The sequence below is a fragment of the uncultured Aquimarina sp. genome, from assembly GCF_947495315.1.
Classification (GTDB): domain Bacteria; phylum Bacteroidota; class Bacteroidia; order Flavobacteriales; family Flavobacteriaceae; genus Aquimarina.
Window position 1 is genome coordinate 117,877 of the sequence record NZ_CANLYD010000001.1, and the last position, 15,465, is coordinate 133,341.

Consider the following 15,465-nt stretch of genomic DNA (forward strand, 5'->3'; position numbering starts at 1 on the left):
TGTATCATTGTGATATCAAAATGATATTATTATGCAAAATGAAAAAAATTTGAAATCAAGTAATGGTTATGTAATGTTGCTTGTATTACTATTAACAATAGTCGGAACGATTCTAGGTGTAGTAATTACCAAGAATTTATTGTTTTTAATTTTTATAGTAGTAATAATCCTAATTATTAAAGGCTTTTTTACAGTGAATCCTAATAGTTCTAAAGTGATGGTTCTTTTTGGAGCATATAAAGGAACTGTAAAGGAAAATGGATTCTTTTGGGCTAATCCATTTTATACAAAACAAAGAATTTCATTAAGGGCTAGAAACTTTTATAGTGAGCGAGTAAAAGTGAATGATAAAATTGGTAATCCGATTTTGATTAATGTAATTTTGGTATGGAAAGTAAGTGATACTTATAAAGCGGCTTTCGATGTGGATCATTATGAAGATTTTGTGAGAGTGCAAACAGATGCCGCAGTTAGAAAATTGGCAGGTTCTTATCCATATGATAACTTTGCTGAAGGTGAAGTTGAAGTAACACTGTTATCCGGTATGGATGAAGTGAATGAAGCTTTGGAAAATGAAATTACCGAGCGATTATTGATAGCCGGAATAGAGGTAATGGAAGCAAGAATAGGATATTTGGCCTACGCCCCGGAAATAGCAAGTTCCATGTTAAAGAGACAGCAAGCCGTGGCTATAGTCGCTGCTCGTAAAAAGATAGTAGAAGGAGCTGTTGGGATGGTAGAGGATGCGTTAATTCAGTTATCTGAAGATAAAATTATTGATTTTGATGATGATAAGAAAGCATCTATGGTAAGCAATTTAATGGTAGTATTGTGCGGTGATAAGGAGGCGACTCCCGTTATTAATACAGGAACATTACATTCATAATTTATGAGTAAGAAAAAATCATTTGTCCTTAGAATATCCCCAGAAACTTTTGAGTTAATCGAAAAATGGGCAGATGATGAGTTTCGTAGCGTTAATGGACAATTAGAATGGATGATTCATAAAAGTCTTAAAGATGCTAAACGTTTAAAATCAAAAAATAGAGATGATGATGCTTCAGATGAAAAATAATTATAACTTATTTCCGTAATAACAATCTGTAGAAAGCGCTTTAGAATAACTGGTTTTAGAATCTAAATCCATAATAAGATACGTCTCTTTTTTTAGTTTTATCTCTATTCTATTTTGTTTCCAATAGACTTTTATATCTTTAGATCTAAGATTTTTAATATAACTATATTTGTTTGCGAAATTGGTAGTTAGAGGAGGTGCGTTCCCATTTTTAGTAGCTTCTTTTGGGCTAATTGTAATAGATTCCGGATCTACGACAGAACAAAGAAAACCATCAAAATCAATTCCTTGTTTATCAGGATTCAATACATATACCCATACAGAGTATTCATCTTCTTCAATCATTAAGGTTCTACCAGATATAGGATCTGTAGAGGTGATGAAAATACCATCTACGGAGCTTTCTGACCTTGTTTTTGGAGCGCCTATGGCAAATACACTAGTAAATATTGATAATAAAATTAGTTTCATTTAGGGCATACTTTATATTATTCATAATTGTAGCAAGTATAATGTACTTGCTTTGTTATAAGTTTTAAGCCCTAATAATAAAATGAATCTAGATCAAATGAAGAATACTATCTTAAATTATGATCCAGATGATTTGTGTAGGTTACGAATGTAAGAAATTAATTGTAAAGTTGTATATATTACTACTGTATAAATTTGTGAGATTTTCCCCTCAATTTTTGACTTAAATTCATAAAAATACTTTTGGAATTATGGAACTTCAAAATAATCTCAACTAATTTTTAATTACTGTTGATGTTGTTTTGTCTAATTTGATCTTACTCACTAAGTAATGAGCAACTATAAGATTAGGAACCCAACATAACCAAGCTACAATTCTATAAGCAATTATAAAATCTCCAAACGATGCAGAAAGAATCGGTAACCAAATTCTTAAGGTAACTGCTGCAAAGCAAGCCGCCTGACTATAGTACATTAGTATTTGATGTTTATGAATTTTTCCATTTATTATATTCAGATATGCTTTAGAGGTAGTATATACCCATATAATTCCTAATGCTATAAATCCAAGAGAAGCTATTATGCCTCCTGTAGCAAAGAAAGCAACGTAAATTCCTGTAATTCCGCTAATCAAAGCTGAGATAATATATACTTTACCAAGAAATTTATGTAGCCCTAATTTATTGGAACGAATACGTTTACTAAATTGTACCCAGCCAATTAATAAAGCAATACCACCTAGAGCTATATGACTATAAAAAGCGATATTCCAAAGACTATCTGCAAGTAACTCATTACTTTTAGAACTTAATAATCCAAATTTTCGATCAACAAAAAAGTAAATAAAAGGGTATAAACCAATTAAGATACTCAGTATTATGAATATAACTCTGATCGATTTTTTCATGCGATCAAACTAAACTTAATTTTATCGCACTTTCGGCACAAGCTAATACTGCATCTTTTGTAGAGATAGGTTGCCAGCCTAAAAGTTTTATGGCTTTGTTGTTATTAACTTTTCTTTCTGTATTCAGATCGATTAATATAGGTTTTATGGTTTTATCAATATTAGAAAATAGGCGTACTGCAAAGTCAGGTAAGGCGAACTTTGGAATTTTTTTGTTAGGATATTTTTCTCGTAATATGGATGCTACTTCTTCAAACGTCAGGAAACCAGCGGAGCCTACAAATCGCTCTCCGGAAGCTTCAGGGGCTTCCATAGCTTTTATGTGCAGATCGGCTACTGATCTAACATCTACCATATCAAAACCAATCTTTGGTATTGCAGGAGTACTTCCATCCATTGTTTTGATTACAATATTCGCTGAAGTACCAAAATCTTTTTCCAATATTGGTCCTAAAATAGCTCCAGGACAAATAGTCGTTAACTCTAATCCACTTGTATCATTTTTAATAAAATCCCATGCGGCTCTTTCTGCGATTGTTTTACTTCGGAAATACGGAGTAGAGTCTTTCACGTTGGAGATATCTGTCCAATCATTTTCATCAAAAATTCCTTTTCGCTTTAACTTCTCTTTTCCATAAACAATAGCTCCAGAAGATGAGGTAAGAACAACTCTTCTCAAGCCATTTCTAGAGGCTGCTTCTAAGATATGTAAAGTGCCAGTTTTGGCAGGGATAATAAGATCATCCTGATTTTTAGGTAATTCTCGTGGAAATGGAGAAGCAATATGTATCACGTTTTGAACTTCGCTTGCGAGATCATTCCATACACTTTTATCCATTAAATCTGCTTCGGCAAAATCTAGTTTATCAATATTAGAAGTGTTTTCTGCAATAACTTGTTTGATTTCATTGGCTCTTTTCATATCCCTTAAAGTTCCAATAACTTCATATCCTTTGTTAAGTAATTGGATAGCGGTATGAGAACCTAAAAAACCAGTAACTCCGGTTAGTAATACTTTTTTATTTTTCATTTTTTTTAAATGATGTTATAATTTTAAAGATCCAACCACTTTTTGAAGTTAGAGGTTCGCTCTCGAGAAACAATAATTTGCTCTTCTTCTTGAGGCCTTAGTTTAAGTAATAATCGACTATTAAAATAACTATGAATTTCTACAACTGACTTTACCGATATCATAAACTTTCTATTAATCCTGAAAAAATGAACAGGATCCAGAATATCTTCTAATTGATCTATAGAATATTCAATAGGGTATTGCTGTCCAGTATGAGAATGTAAAAAAATCAATCCTTCGTTAGACTTAAAATAAGCAATGTCCTCTACACTAAAGGTGTTAAACTGATTACCGACCTTAATCATAAATCGCTTTTTGTATTCTTTAGAGAATAGTTTTTTGATTTTTTCTAACTTTTGTTCATCAAAAATGGCATCAGCGTTTACTTGTGTTTTTTTGTATTTATTTAGTGCATTTCTGAGATCATTTTTGTCAATTGGTTTCAGTAAATAATCCAATCCATTATATTTAAATCCTCTGATAGCATATTCATTATATGCAGTAGTGAAAATAACAGGAGGATGCTCTTCTAGCATGTCCAGAATGTCGAAACCATAACCATCATTTAGCTGAATATCCAGAAATATTAAATCTGGTTTTGGATTATTATCAAACCAGTGACGACCGTTTTCTACAGATGTAATCTGTCCGGTTATCCTTATTTCGGGAGCTAGTTCTTCAATAAGAGTTGCTAGTCGTTTAGACGCAAAATTTTCATCTTCTACAATTACTGCTGTCATCTTATGATACTTTTACAATTGCAATTTCTTTAATATTCTTAGGAAGCAAGGGAATTGTTACTTTAAAATACCCATTTTCGGTGTCGATAACCACTTTCTGATTAGTGTAAAATGAATATCTTTTTTCTATATTTTTAAGTCCGAGTTTTGTCGATTCTTCTTTTTGTTTTCTTACGTGTAAATTATTCTGAACAACAAGGCTATTTTTATGGATTGAAATAATATTGATTTCTAAAGGTTTTTCTTTAGAATAATAATTGTGTTTTAGAGCATTTTCGACTAACATTTGTAGCGAAAGTGTTGGAATCACAAAATCTTTTGGATTAACCGAAATATGTGTAGAGATGGTTAGTGCTCCTTCATGTCTGATATTCATCATAAAGATAAAAGAATCTAAAAAGTTCAATTCTTTTTCTAAACTTACCAGATCTTCTTCACGATTATCCAGAATATATCGATAACAAGTAGCTAATCTCGAAACAAAATCGGAGGCCAGATCTCTATCCTCATACATAAGAGAAGTCAATGTATTCAGACTATTAAATAAGAAATGTGGGCTTATTTGGTTTTTTAGAGATTTGTATTTTGAAGTCATTATTTCTTTCTGAAGATCGTTCATCTTATTTTCTATTTCTTTTTTCTGTTGTAAAGAATGATAAAATAAGTTGAAGATGATTAAGGCAAAACCAAGAATGGCAGCTCTAAAAAAATCAATCCTAAAACGTAACCAAGGGTCATCCGCATCAATCTGACAAATTTGATCTAACTGAAAAATCGCTAAATAATATACTAATGCCGATATAGGAAGACAAATCGCTAGGTTGATTAGTAAGACCTTAACTCCTCCTGCTAGATCAAGCCCGCCACCTGTTTTCGATTGTTGCCTTTTTACTAGCCAGTCATTACTTTCCCAAGCAAGCATGAATAGAAAGAAAGCACTACAGTAATAAAAAACACCAGGAGCATCAAAAATGTTGTCTTTTTCATCATGTACAATGGTAAGTTTTATTAAGAAGTATATCACATTAATAATGAGAACTCTTATTCCTAACTTTTTTATGGTATTTTTTTTTAGCATAGAAAATCTAAATAGTACTGCTAAAGATACATAACTACAGACCAAGTTATATGTTACATTTTCTTGAATTGTTAAAATATTAGTTGAACTGTAGTAAAAGTCATTTCATCTGAAAATAGGAGAAAATCAATAACTAAAATAGATTCAATAGTGATTTTAGACACTTCAATAGCAAAATTAACAGCTCTACTATTTTGTCTTGTCAGATTATGATCAAGTTGGCAGATTTGAGTAAAATCAACAACATTATGAAAATATACATTCTCTTATTTACGCTTTTATGTATTAACGTAATTAATGCCCAAACAGGAACTATTAAAGGACTAGTAATTGACAAACAATCCGAAACTCCATTAGTTGGTGCAACTGTAGAACTGTTAAATGCAGATAATGTCAATGGTGTAATTACGGATCTCGATGGGTATTTTACCTTGGAAAAAGTTCCATTAGGAAGACAAGTAATTCGAGTGAGTTATATTGGTTTTGAGTCTATTACATTACCAAATGTTGTTGTGACATCTGGTAAGGAAGCAATAGTAAATGTATCATTGACCGAAGCTTTTGATCGACTAGATGAGGTGATTATAACTTCAGAAACTAACAAAGCACGAGCTATAAATAAATTAACATCCGTATCCGCCAGGCAGTTTAGTTTAGAAGAAGTAACTCGTTTCTCTGGAGGTAGGAGTGATGTAGGTCGTTTAGCAGCAAACTTTGCAGGAGTATCTGCTCCCGACGACAGTAGGAATGATGTTGTGATCCGTGGTAATTCCCCAACTGGATTATTATGGCGATTAGAAGGAGTTCCAATCCCAAGCCCCAACCATTATAGTACTCTAGGAACTACTGGAGGACCGGTTTCTGCATTAAACCCTAATCTGCTGAAAAATTCTGATTTTATCACCTCTGCTTTTCCTTCAGAATATGGGAATGCTATTGGAGGAGTTTTTGACCTTGGTTTTAGAAAGGGAAATAAGGATGCTTATGAATATACTGCTCAAGTTGGAGTTTTTACCGGAATAGAAGCGATGGCAGAAGGTCCTATTGGAAAAAATAATGGGTCCTTTCTAGTTGCAGGAAGGTATTCATTGGTTGGCTTATTAGGTGTTGGAGCTGGAGGAACTTCAGCAGCTCCTAATTATAGTGATGTTTCTTTTAATCTTGATTTAGGAAAAAGTAAGTTAGGTAATTTTTCTTTGTTTGGTATTATAGGCTTTTCTGATATCGATTTTCTGGGAGATGATATTGATGAAGATGACCTTTTTGCGGCAGAAGATGAAAATACTTTTGTCGAGTCCAGATTTGGAGTTGTTGGTCTGAAACATAGAATTAATATCACCGATAGGTCTTATCTAAGGACTATTGTGTCAGGTTCATTTACCGGAAATGATTTTATGGTAGATCGTTTTATTGATAAAGATACTCCGCAAGAACGCACCATACAATATACGGAGGCTGATAATACAGAAAGTAGATTTACTTTTTCAACCCTATATAATACTAAACTAAGTAACAAAAGTACTATAAGAGCAGGAGTTTTATTAGAAAATATTGGAGTATCATCATTATTGAATGATAGAACAGAGCAGCCTGATCTTAATAATGATGGTGATCCTGATCTGTTTACGTTTAGAGATATCGATGAAGACCTAACCATCATTCAACCTTTTGTTCAAGGACAATTTAGGTTAACAGAAAAATTAACTCTAAACGCAGGAGTTCATGGACAATATAGTTCGCTTAATGAACAGTTTGTAGTGGAACCAAGGGCTGGACTTAACTATAAAATATCCCCAAGCCATCGTCTCAGTTTCGGGTATGGTTTGCATCATCAACCTGTTCCACTACCCCTCTTATTCCTAAATGAAGAAGTGAACGGGGAGTTGGTGCAAACCAATAAAAATCTTGATTTTGTGCGGAGTAATCATTACGTGCTAGGGTATGATGTGAAGTTAGGAAGCAGTTGGCGAGCAAAGTTAGAGGCGTATTATCAGGATATTGATAACGCAGCTGTAGAGTCTTTTCCTTCAAGTTATTCGTCTTTAACTGAAGGTGCAGACTTTGGGTTTGATAATGATAGAATTTCATTAGTGAATGAAGGAACAGGATTTAATCAAGGAATCGAACTAACGTTAGAAAGGTTTTTTAGTAAAGGATATTATGGATTATTGACAACTTCTTTATTCGAAAGTAAATATGAAGGTAGTGATGAAATAGAGCGTAATACACCATTTAATAATGGATATGTGATCAATCTGTTAGCCGGAAAAGAGTTTGCTATGGGAAAAACCAAAAAAGATGTATTGTTTTTTGATACCAGGCTTACTTTTTCTGGCGGAAGGTATTATACTCCTGTAGATTTAGCAGCATCACAAGCAGCTGGTTTCGAGGTATTACAAGAAGATATTGCGTTTAGTGAACAAAACGATGGATATTTTCGATGGGATGTGAAGTTTGGATATAAAATCAACAGTAGTAAAAAGAAACGCTCTCATCAGTTTTATGTGGATTTGCAGAATGTAACGGCTAATGAGAATCTTTTTGCTCGACGTTATAATAGATTGACGAATAACATAGATGAAGTAAATCAGATAGGATTTTTCCCGGATTTCGGGTATAGATTTGAATTTTAACATAAATAATTAAAAATGAACACAATGAGAACACCGTTATTAGCGTTTTCTTTTATTAGCAACTTGGCTTTTTTGGGGTATGGACAAGGAGATAATAGTGAAGGTAAGAGAGGTTTTATGGATAGCCAATTGTATGATATTGCATATTTAATTCAGTTTAGAGACTGTATGAATACCAATGTTTCTAAGGTGCCAATCGCTTGGCACTTGGATCATAGTCTAAAAGTTATTAATACAATACATGATGTTCTTAAGAGTTCTGATCCTACCGTTTATGAAAAACGTTTCAGTCTAGCTCGTAGCTTCTCATATACATTTGGCTATATACCTAGAGGAAGAGGGAAATCTCCTGCATCTGTATTGCCTCCAGAGGATATAAAAACCGAAGATATATTATCTCAGTTAGAGATTGCCAGAGAAAACCTTGCAGACTTATCCAACTTGGACCCAAACGTAAACTTTATTCATCCTGTTTTCGGTCAACTAAATAAAAAACAAGCCATACGATTTCTAAAAATACACACGAAACATCACTTAAAAATTATACAGGATATTTTACGTAAGGAATAAGGTTTAAATTTTGCAAATACTTAAAAGTTGTATTTATTGTCGGTAGCATATTTCTTTATTGGATATTTATATTGAAGTTTATTTTGAAAGATAACTACCCTTGTTTTTCACGTTTTTCTATTTCAATGGCTCTTTTATAAAATTCTCGAAACTCTTCTTTGGTATATTTTGCGCGCATTGCAGATAGCACATCAAACAAGGATAAACTACACCAATCCCACAACATAGTATCAAAATTATATATGTACATCTGCTTTCCAACTTCGTTTCTTATGGTGTCAATTTCAATTTTGTTAAAACCATTTTCCAGAAGCCTGGCTGTAACCTGTTTGTTATTTTCTTCTGTAAATTCTGTATCGAGATAAGGTTCTAAAATCCAATCCCAATTCCAACTATAGGCAGATAAAGGGATTTTATTTCTTTCAGCAAACATTTTCAATTCGTCTTTTTTCTCTGCTGACAGAAAAACAATATCATCTTTTATTTTAATTTTTAAAGTTCCAAAATCAACACAGATAGCATCAATTTCGGTTACTGTAATTAATTTTTCCGGATATGCAATGGATGGTTCAAAAGGATAGTTAGATATCAATATGGTGTTTTCATGAATTTCAGAATCCCCAACTCCACAAAATAAATTATTGGATTTAATTTTTATAATTTTGGATTTGAATATGTTCTTGAAAAATTTCACGATACACAATGGATTATTTTTATTACTTAAAATTTAAAACAATCCTGTTATTTCCCCATCATCATTGATATCTATTCCCTCTGATGCTGGATGCGCAGGTAATCCCGGCATTCTCATAATATCACCGGTAATCGGAATTAAAAAACCTGCTCCAGCGGCTATTTCAATTTCTCTTACGGTAAGTATAAAATCTTTTGGTCTACCTAGTAACTTAGGATTGTCAGATAATGATTTTTGTGTTTTTGCAATACAGACGGGTAAATGATCTAGACCCAAATTAGTGATTTTCTTCAAATGAGCTTTAGCTTTAGAAGTGTAATCAACGTGTTTAGCACCATAAATTTCTGTTGCGATAGTTTCTATTTTATCCATCACCTTAGATTCCCATTGGTACAATGGTTTAAAATCTGAAGTGTCTGATGCTACTATATCAATAACATGTTTAGCTAGTTCTAGGCCTCCTTCTCCGCCTTTTGCCCAAACATCTGCGAGTGCAACTCTAACGCCTTTGGAAACTGCAAATTCTTTGATAATATCAATTTCTGCATCACTATCCGATGTAAATTTATTAATAGCAATAACTGGCTTTACATTAAATTTAGTAATATTCTCCAGATGTTTTTCTAAATTTGGTAATCCTTTTTGTAAGGCTTCTGTATCAGGAATGGTCAAAGATTTTAGATCTGCGCCTCCATGGTATTTTAATGCTCTTATGGTAGCAGTAAGTACTACTACTTTTGGTTTGAGTCCGGCACTCTGGCATTTAATATCAAAGAATTTTTCGGCACCCAAATCAAATCCGAAACCTGCTTCGGTAACTGTATATTCTGAGTATGACATGCCCATCAAAGTAGCTATAACTGAATTGGTTCCTTGAGCAATATTTGCAAATGGTCCACCGTGAATGATGGCTGGATTTCCTTCTATAGTTTGAACCAAGTTTGGTTTTATAGCATCTTTTAGCAATGCAGTCATAGCACCTTCAGCCTTTAGATCTTTTGCATAAATAGGATTTTTATCATAGGTATAACCGATAAAAATAGTACCTAAACGTTTTTTGAGATCACCTAAATTTTCGGCCAAACACAAGATTGCCATAATTTCTGAAGCAGCAGTGATATCAAAACCGGTTTCTCTGGGCACACCTGATGTTGTTCCGCCCAATCCTACAATGACTCGGCGTAATGCACGATCATTTAAATCAACGACACGTTTCCAGCTAATGGTTCTTGGGTCTAATAGTAACGTATTGGTTTTGCTTTGGATATTATTATCAATAATGGCAGCCAGTAGATTATGTGCTTTTTCTATAGCTGCAAAATCACCTGTAAAGTGTAGGTTGATATCTTCCATTGGTAATACTTGCGAATAACCACCACCTGTTGCTCCACCTTTAATTCCAAAAACAGGACCTAAAGAAGGCTCTCTTAAAACGACAGTCGTTTTTTTATCTAAACGATTTAAACCTTCCGATAAGCCAATAGACATTGTTGTTTTTCCTTCGCCAGCAGGAGTAGGCGAAATGGCTGAAACAAGTATCAGATTGCTTTTATGAACATTTTCTTTATTGATCGCGAGTAAAGGTAATTTAGCTTTGTGTTTGCCATACATTTCTATTTGATCTGGATCGATACCAAATTTTTCTGCAATAGACGAAATAGGTGTAAGCGTGACTTTTTTGGCAATTTGTAAATCATTCATAGCAAATAGGTTTTGATCGTTTGATAATATTTAAACTTATTAATGGTTCATGCGGTTTATTTCACCATTAAAAATAATGATTATTTTTATACAGTATTGCTTATGGTTTTTACTGATTATTAGCTTCTATATAAGGCTTTTATTGTTAAAATCACAAGGTCTGTTTTAATAATTGTTGAAGCTAATAACATATTTTTTTATTGGTTTAATTCAATTAAAAGCTTTTGTTTAGACTGTTATTATCCCAATTTTTTCGTTAACCCTTTTTCTGAAAGATCTATAACCAAATGCAAAACTATGAACAGCATAAATAGATGCGCCTTGATGGTCATATAATCTCAAAACACCGCCAAAAGTATATCTCTTTGATTTTGATATGTCTGACCATGTATATTCAATGGTTTTCTTCCCTGAAGTAATTTTAAAACCTTGTTCGGTATGAACAACAGAGTTAGGTATGTGTTTAAATAAAATTAAACCAGTATATGACATTTGACCAGCAAAATATAATAGAACAAGAACTCCCGCAGTTCCTAAGAAGCCTTCATTTAGAATGATGATTATAATCCAGTATACTAGAGCTATCGTTAAACCAATGAAAAACAAGACCCCAATATATAGTATAATTTGTAGCCATATCTGATGATATAATGTGTCATTTTTCATAGTAGATTTTATACTTGTGTAAGGAGTTATTTTTGTTTAAATCAATTTCCTATCATTTTCAAGAAAACTATAGGCATCCCAGAGCAAAATGATTGTGTGTTTTATAATATTTCATCAGATAAGAGAATCATGGTTGCAATATAGTGGCTATCCATTCTTTTTCTTCCAACTTAAAAAGTGTTCTTTTATGAAACCTGCTTTTTTCGAATTCCATACATTCTATTCTAATGGGACGAATGGCATAACCACCCCAGTTTTTAGGTTTAGGAATGTCTTTATTTTTATATTTTCTTTCAGTTTCTGCAAAACTACTTTTTAAAACATTTATGTTTTCGATAGTAGCTCCTTGTTCGCTAATCAGCGATATGATTTGAGAATCTTTTGCTCTTTCATCAAAATAATATACTGCTTCAGTATCTAATATTTTAGTGGCGTTTCCCTGAATGCGTATTTGCTTTTCTGTTGCTTCTCACCAAAAAGTCAATGAGACCTTGGATGATTTTTCCATTTCTAACCCTTTTCTGGATTTTAGAGGACCTGTAATGATAAAAGCATGATCTTTTACTTCTTTTAAAGATACAAATCGAGTATTAGGATACCCGTCCAATCCATTGGAAGAAAGACAACAGGCAGAAGGTATGCTGGCTGTACTTTTCTCAAGTTCTTCAGAATACCATGTATTAAATAATTGAAATGGATTCATACTCATTTGCTCTCCTGAAAGTATTGATCAATTTTTTGTATACTGTTTTCCTTTTCCTGATCGGATAACCAACTTGCTTTAAAACTATTTTTAACCAAGGTAGTGATCTGTTCTTTAGAAAGATGTAAAGCCTTAGCAATCCCCAGATAGTTTTCATTCATATATCCGCCAAAATATGCTGGGTCATCAGAATTAACAGTTACCAGTAGATTTTTTTCCATCATCTCGGCGATAGGATGCTCTTTCATGTCTTGCACTACTTTTAATTCTAAATTTGAAAGCGGACATAAGGTAAGCGGTATTTGTAGATCGACCAATCTTTCCACTAATGTTGAATCATCCAGGCAGCGATTACCGTGATCAATTCTGGTGATTTTTAGTAAATCCAGGGCTTCCCAAATATACTCGGCAGGACCTTCTTCTCCTGCATGTGCAACGGTTAGAAAACCTTCTTCAATTGATTTTGCAAATACGCGTTCAAACTTAGAAGGAGGATTTCCTACTTCTGAAGAATCCAATCCTACCGCACTAATCCAATTTTTATAAGGTAATGCTTGTTCTAATGTTTTAAAAGCAGAAGCCTCATCAAGATGTCTCAGGAAAGACATAATTAATTTATAACTGATACCTAGTTTCGATTTTCCATCTTCTAGTGCAGAACGAATTCCTTTGATAACAGTATCAAAAGAGACGCCACGATCTGTATGCGTTTGTGGATCAAAAAAGATCTCTACATGCACTACATTTTGCTCATGCACTTTAGTAAGATAGGCCCAGGTAAGATCATAAAAATCTTTTTCTGTAATTAGTACATTGGCGCCTGCATAATAGATATCCAGAAATTCCTGAAGGTTATTAAATTTGTAAGCATTTTTTAATTCAGAAACTGAGTTGAATGGAATCTTTTTTTTGTTTCGTTTAGCGATCTCAAACATCAATTCTGGTTCAAAAGTACCTTCGATATGTAAATGAAGTTCTGTTTTAGGAATACCTTCTATAAATTTTTCTATTGAAATCATGTATGTTTTTAGTTTTGTGTTTTAATTTCACTTCAATACTATGTTAGTTTGAAGAGGAAACTCCTTGTGATATTATTTTTAGAGTTTATTTTTTACATAAACTATACTTTTTGATCCTGAACCTTAGCTTGTAGCATTTTAATTTCATCCCGTAATCTTGCTGCGGTCATAAAGTCTAACTCTTTTGCAGCTTTCTCCATTTCTTTACGAACATTACGGATACGAGTTTCTAACTGATCCTTTGTATAATATGCAGTTTCCTCTTCTGCAGCTTTTAAGGTTGGAGCGGTTTCAAATTGATAGGGTTCTACTTTTTTACCGGCCAGCGCATTATCCAGTGATTTTTTGATAGCGGTAGGAGTGATCCCATGTTTGGTATTATAAGCAATCTGTTTTTCACGGCGATAATTGGTTTGATCAATTGTTAACTGCATACTTTTTGTTATTTTGTCCGCATACATGATTGCTAACCCGTTTACATTTCTTGCAGCTCTACCGATGGTTTGAGTCAGAGATCTATTATTACGCAAGAACCCTTCTTTATCTGCATCCAAAATAGCAACCAAGGACACTTCCGGAAGATCCAATCCTTCTCTAAGAAGATTTACACCAATCAGTACATCAAAAAGTCCTTTTCTTAAGTCTTGCATAATTTCTACACGTTCTAAAGTGTCTACATCACTATGTATATAACGGCATCGAATATCAATTCTAGTAAGATATTTAGTTAACTCTTCTGCCATTCTTTTAGTTAGAGTTGTAACTAGGATACGTTCATCTTTTTCGATTCGTTTATGCATTTCTTCAATCAAATCATCAATTTGATTAAGGCTTGGTCGTACTTCTATTACAGGATCTAGTAATCCAGTTGGTCTGATAATCTGTTCCACATAAGTTCCTTCACTTTTTTGTAATTCGTAGTCTGCTGGTGTAGCACTGATATAAATTATTTGATTTTGAATTGCTTCAAATTCTTCAAATTTTAAAGGTCTATTATCCATTGCAGCAGGAAGTCTGAATCCATATTCTACCAGGTTTTCTTTTCTGGATCGATCGCCTCCATACATCGCATGTGTTTGAGGGATAGTTACGTGGCTTTCATCTACGATCATTAAATAATCATCTGGGAAGTAATCTAATAAACAGAAAGGTCTCGTTCCTGGTTCACGGCCATCAAGATAGCGAGAGTAGTTTTCAATTCCAGAGCAATACCCCAGTTCTTTAATCATTTCTAAATCAAAGTTAGTGCGTTCTTCCAGTCGTTTAGCTTCCAGATGTTTTCCTATTTCTTTGAAGTATTCCACTTGTTTTCCTAAATCCAAAGCGATCTGATCAATCGCTCCGTGTAATACATCCGGAGAAGTGACAAACATATTAGCAGGGTAGATATTGAGGCGATCATATTTTTCAACAATTTCATTGGTTTGAACATCAAAAGCTTCTATTTCTTCGATTTCATCACCAAAAAAGTGTACCCTAAATGCATCATCAGCATAACTTGGATAAATATCCACTGTATCTCCTTTAATTCTGAAATTACCGTGATTAAATTCCGCTTCAGTTCTGGAATAAAGACTTTGAACTAATTTATGCAGTAATGCTGTTCTGGAAACAAACTGACCTTGTTCTATGGATATTACGTTTTTCTGAAATTCAACAGGGTTTCCAATACCGTATAAACAAGAAACTGATGCAACAACAAGTACATCTCTACGCCCTGAAAGTAGGGATGAAGTGGCACTTAATCTTAATTTCTCAATTTCATCATTAATCGACAAGTCTTTTTCTATATATGTTCCAGTTGTTGGGATATAGGCTTCCGGTTGATAATAATCGTAGTAGGAAACAAAATATTCTATAGCATTCTCAGGAAAGAATTGCTTAAATTCAGAATATAATTGAGCGGCTAAGGTTTTATTATGCGCTAATACTAATGTAGGGCGTTGGACCTTTGAAATAACATTGGCTGCAGTAAATGTTTTACCTGATCCTGTAACTCCTAAAAGCGTTTGATATCTTTCTCCTGCTTCCATAGCATTAACAAGCTGCTTTATCGCTTCAGGTTGATCTCCTGTGGGTTTAAAATCTGACTTGAGTTCGAACTTCATTATATGGGCTATCTTTTCCGAATAAAGA

At 33.4% G+C, this 15,465-nt stretch carries 16 protein-coding genes; 4 read left to right on the forward strand and 12 right to left on the reverse strand.

Annotated elements, in window-relative coordinates; all coding sequences use genetic code 11:
- The first annotated feature begins 31 nt into the window (after positions 1 to 31).
- A complete protein-coding gene (locus Q0910_RS00515; protein WP_299211048.1) occupies positions 32 to 886 on the forward strand; it encodes an SPFH domain-containing protein in 855 nt (284 codons plus the stop codon).
- A 3-nt stretch (positions 887 to 889) separates the two neighbouring features.
- Positions 890 to 1,075: an Arc family DNA-binding protein gene (locus Q0910_RS00520; RefSeq protein WP_299211051.1), complete on the forward strand. Its 186-nt coding sequence runs from the start codon at positions 890 to 892 to the stop codon at positions 1,073 to 1,075.
- Here the strand turns inward: Q0910_RS00520 and Q0910_RS00525 are convergent, their stop codons facing one another.
- From Q0910_RS00525 to Q0910_RS00545, 5 genes are all read right to left on the reverse strand, one after another.
- Positions 1,076 to 1,546 carry a hypothetical protein gene (locus tag Q0910_RS00525; protein WP_299211054.1) on the reverse strand — a complete coding sequence of 157 codons (471 nt, stop codon included), beginning with the start codon at positions 1,544 to 1,546 and terminating at the stop codon, positions 1,076 to 1,078.
- 274 nt (positions 1,547 to 1,820) lie between these two features.
- Entirely contained in the window at positions 1,821 to 2,453 is a 633-nt protein-coding gene (locus tag Q0910_RS00530) for a DUF2306 domain-containing protein (protein WP_299211057.1), read from the reverse strand.
- Between the two features lie 4 nt (positions 2,454 to 2,457).
- Complete coding sequence (locus tag Q0910_RS00535) at positions 2,458 to 3,483, reverse strand: aldehyde reductase (protein WP_299211060.1); 1,026 nt, start codon at positions 3,481 to 3,483, stop codon at positions 2,458 to 2,460.
- 23 nt (positions 3,484 to 3,506) lie between these two features.
- The gene (locus Q0910_RS00540; RefSeq protein ID WP_299211063.1) at positions 3,507 to 4,265 is read right to left on the reverse strand and encodes a LytTR family DNA-binding domain-containing protein; all 759 of its coding nucleotides are present in this window, start codon (positions 4,263 to 4,265) and stop codon (positions 3,507 to 3,509) included.
- A 1-nt stretch (position 4,266) separates the two neighbouring features.
- A complete protein-coding gene (locus Q0910_RS00545; protein ID WP_299211066.1) occupies positions 4,267 to 5,343 on the reverse strand; it encodes a histidine kinase in 1,077 nt (358 codons plus the stop codon).
- 248 nt (positions 5,344 to 5,591) lie between these two features.
- Here Q0910_RS00545 and Q0910_RS00550 point away from each other — a divergent pair, with 248 nt between their 5' ends.
- Positions 5,592 to 7,976 carry a TonB-dependent receptor gene (locus Q0910_RS00550; RefSeq protein WP_299211069.1) on the forward strand — a complete coding sequence of 795 codons (2,385 nt, stop codon included), beginning with the start codon at positions 5,592 to 5,594 and terminating at the stop codon, positions 7,974 to 7,976.
- Between the two features lie 24 nt (positions 7,977 to 8,000).
- Complete coding sequence (locus tag Q0910_RS00555; protein WP_299211073.1) at positions 8,001 to 8,546, forward strand: DUF1569 domain-containing protein; 546 nt, start codon at positions 8,001 to 8,003, stop codon at positions 8,544 to 8,546.
- Between the two features lie 94 nt (positions 8,547 to 8,640).
- Here the strand turns inward: Q0910_RS00555 and Q0910_RS00560 are convergent, their stop codons facing one another.
- The 7 genes from Q0910_RS00560 to uvrB form a co-directional block, all read right to left on the reverse strand.
- The gene (locus tag Q0910_RS00560) at positions 8,641 to 9,240 is read right to left on the reverse strand and encodes a hypothetical protein (RefSeq protein WP_299211076.1); all 600 of its coding nucleotides are present in this window, start codon (positions 9,238 to 9,240) and stop codon (positions 8,641 to 8,643) included.
- 33 nt (positions 9,241 to 9,273) lie between these two features.
- A complete protein-coding gene (locus tag Q0910_RS00565) occupies positions 9,274 to 10,941 on the reverse strand; it encodes a formate--tetrahydrofolate ligase (protein ID WP_299211079.1) in 1,668 nt (555 codons plus the stop codon).
- Between the two features lie 228 nt (positions 10,942 to 11,169).
- A complete protein-coding gene (locus tag Q0910_RS00570; protein ID WP_299211082.1) occupies positions 11,170 to 11,607 on the reverse strand; it encodes a hypothetical protein in 438 nt (145 codons plus the stop codon).
- Between the two features lie 127 nt (positions 11,608 to 11,734).
- Positions 11,735 to 12,058, reverse strand: a complete 324-nt coding sequence (locus Q0910_RS28630; RefSeq protein ID WP_366142623.1) for a pyridoxine 5'-phosphate oxidase C-terminal domain-containing protein — start codon at positions 12,056 to 12,058, stop codon at positions 11,735 to 11,737.
- Between the two features lie 18 nt (positions 12,059 to 12,076).
- Positions 12,077 to 12,310, reverse strand: a complete 234-nt coding sequence (locus tag Q0910_RS00575; RefSeq protein ID WP_299211085.1) for a pyridoxamine 5'-phosphate oxidase family protein — start codon at positions 12,308 to 12,310, stop codon at positions 12,077 to 12,079.
- 2 nt (positions 12,311 to 12,312) lie between these two features.
- Positions 12,313 to 13,329 (reverse strand): adenosine deaminase, encoded by a 1,017-nt coding sequence (locus Q0910_RS00580; RefSeq protein WP_299211088.1) that lies wholly within the window; start codon positions 13,327 to 13,329, stop codon positions 12,313 to 12,315.
- Positions 13,330 to 13,430: 101 nt separating this feature from the next.
- On the reverse strand, positions 13,431 to 15,437 hold the full coding sequence (gene uvrB / locus Q0910_RS00585) for an excinuclease ABC subunit UvrB (protein ID WP_299211091.1): 2,007 nt from the start codon (positions 15,435 to 15,437) through the stop codon (positions 13,431 to 13,433).
- Positions 15,438 to 15,465 lie beyond the last annotated feature (28 nt).